Genomic DNA, 1913 nt, shown 5'->3' on the forward strand with positions numbered 1-1913 from the left:
CATTGGGAGCTGGCAGGCGTGCCGGTGCCCTGGGATTGGCACTACTTCCCCGATACCCAACCGGCTTTCCCGGATAGCCTCATGGCGAAGGTTGCGGAACTGGCCGGAACCGAGGGCACGCTCGGCAATTGCCATGCCTCGGGCGTGCCGATCATCGACGCGCATTGCGCGGAACATCTGCGCACCGGATGGCCGATTTGTTATACCTCCGCCGACAGTGTCTTTCAGATCGCGGCGCATGAGGAGGCGTTTGGCCTCGACCGTTTGCTAAAGCTTTGCAAGGATTTGGCGCCCACACTTCATGCGATGAAAGTGGGTCGCGTCATTGCCCGGCCCTTTGTCGGAACCTGCGGAAACTTCAAGCGCACCGCCAACCGCAAGGACTTTGCCATCGCGCCACCGTCGCCCACCTTGTGCGACTGGGTGCAGGGCGCGGGGCGCAAGGTGCATGGGATCGGCAAGATCGGCGATATCTTCTCGATGCAGGGCATCGACGACGTGAAGAAGGGGACGGATGCGGTCCTGTTCGACCACCTGATGGCGGCGGTTGGGACGGCCGAAGATGGCGCGCTCACCTTCGCGAACTTCGTGGAATTCGACACACTTTTCGGCCATCCGCGCGATGTGTCGGGCTATGCCAGGGCGCTCGAATGGTTCGACGGGCGGGTGGGGGAATTCCTCGCCAAACTCCGCCCCGGCGACATCGCGCTTTTCACCGCCGATCATGGCAACGACCCGACCTGGACCGGCACGGACCATACCCGCGAACGGGTGCCGGTCGTGGGCTATGGGCTGGGCCTGAAGCCGGTCGAGCAGGTGGCCTTCACTGATGTCGGCGCTTCAGTCGCGGCGCATCTGGGGGTGCCGTCTCAGGGGCCGGGACGGGGCTTTCTCTGACCGGAACCCGCGTCTGGTTGCCGTCCCGCAAGCATCTGGCATGTGTATGGCATCCGTCCCGACAAAGCGCGCGGCCCGTTCACGGACTTGAAACTGTCGCAGAGCTGTGGAAAGACCCGCCGATCCAGATCAGAGAGCGCTAACATGACCCAGGCCCACCCCAAGGTGGAACTTCACCTGCATCTTGAAGGGGCGGCCCCGCCCGCCTTTATCCGTGGCATTGCTGCCGAAAAGAAGATGGACATCTCGGGCATCTTCGATGAGCGCGGCAATTACAGCTACACCGATTTCTGGCACTTCCTGAAGGTCTATGAGGCGGCAACCGATCCCCTTAAGACGCCCGAGGATTACCACCGGCTGACGCTGGCGGTGCTGGAGGAAAGTGCGGCCTCGGGCGTGGTCTATTCCGAGACCTTCCTGTCGCCCGATTTCTGCGGCGGGCGCGATGTAGGTGCATGGCGGGAATATCTGCACGCGATCCGCGAGGCAGCCGATCTGGCCGAGAGGCGTGACGGGATCATCCTGCGCGGCATCGTCACCGCGATCCGGCATTTCGGGCCCGAGAAGGCGCGCGAAACGGCACTTTGCGCGGCCGAGACAGCGGGCGACTGGATCGTCGGTTTCGGTCTGGCAGGGGATGAGAAGATGGGGGCGCCCAAGGATTTCGCCTGGTCCTTCGATGCGGCGCGCGAGGCCGGGCTGCGGCCGACCGCCCATGCGGGCGAATGGGGCGGGCCCGAGAGCGTGCGCGTCGCTATCCGCGATCTGGGTGTGGAACGGATCGGCCACGGGGTGCGTGCCATCGAAGACCTCGCTCTGGTCGATGAGATCGCCGAAAAGGGCATCGTGCTTGAGGTTTGTCCGGGGTCGAATGTCGCGCTGGGCGTCTATCCTGACTGGCGCGCGCACCCGATCCACCACCTGCGGGAACGGGGCGTGAAGGTGACGGTCTCGACCGATGATCCGCCCTTCTTCCACACCACGATGGCGCGCGAATACCAGATGCTGGCCGAGAC

At 64.1% G+C, this 1913-nt stretch carries 2 protein-coding genes; both read left to right on the forward strand.

The window, feature by feature from the left end:
- Positions 1–897: phosphopentomutase (locus WBB85_RS13640; protein WP_432639155.1), on the forward strand; the 897-nt coding region annotated here is incomplete at its 5' end.
- A 144-nt stretch (positions 898–1041) separates the two neighbouring features.
- Positions 1042–1913 (forward strand): adenosine deaminase (locus tag WBB85_RS13645; RefSeq protein ID WP_432639157.1); only part of this gene is annotated, 872 nt, incomplete at its 3' end.

The organism is Albidovulum sp. (assembly GCF_049646345.1).
In the GTDB taxonomy this organism is placed as follows: domain Bacteria; phylum Pseudomonadota; class Alphaproteobacteria; order Rhodobacterales; family Rhodobacteraceae; genus Albidovulum.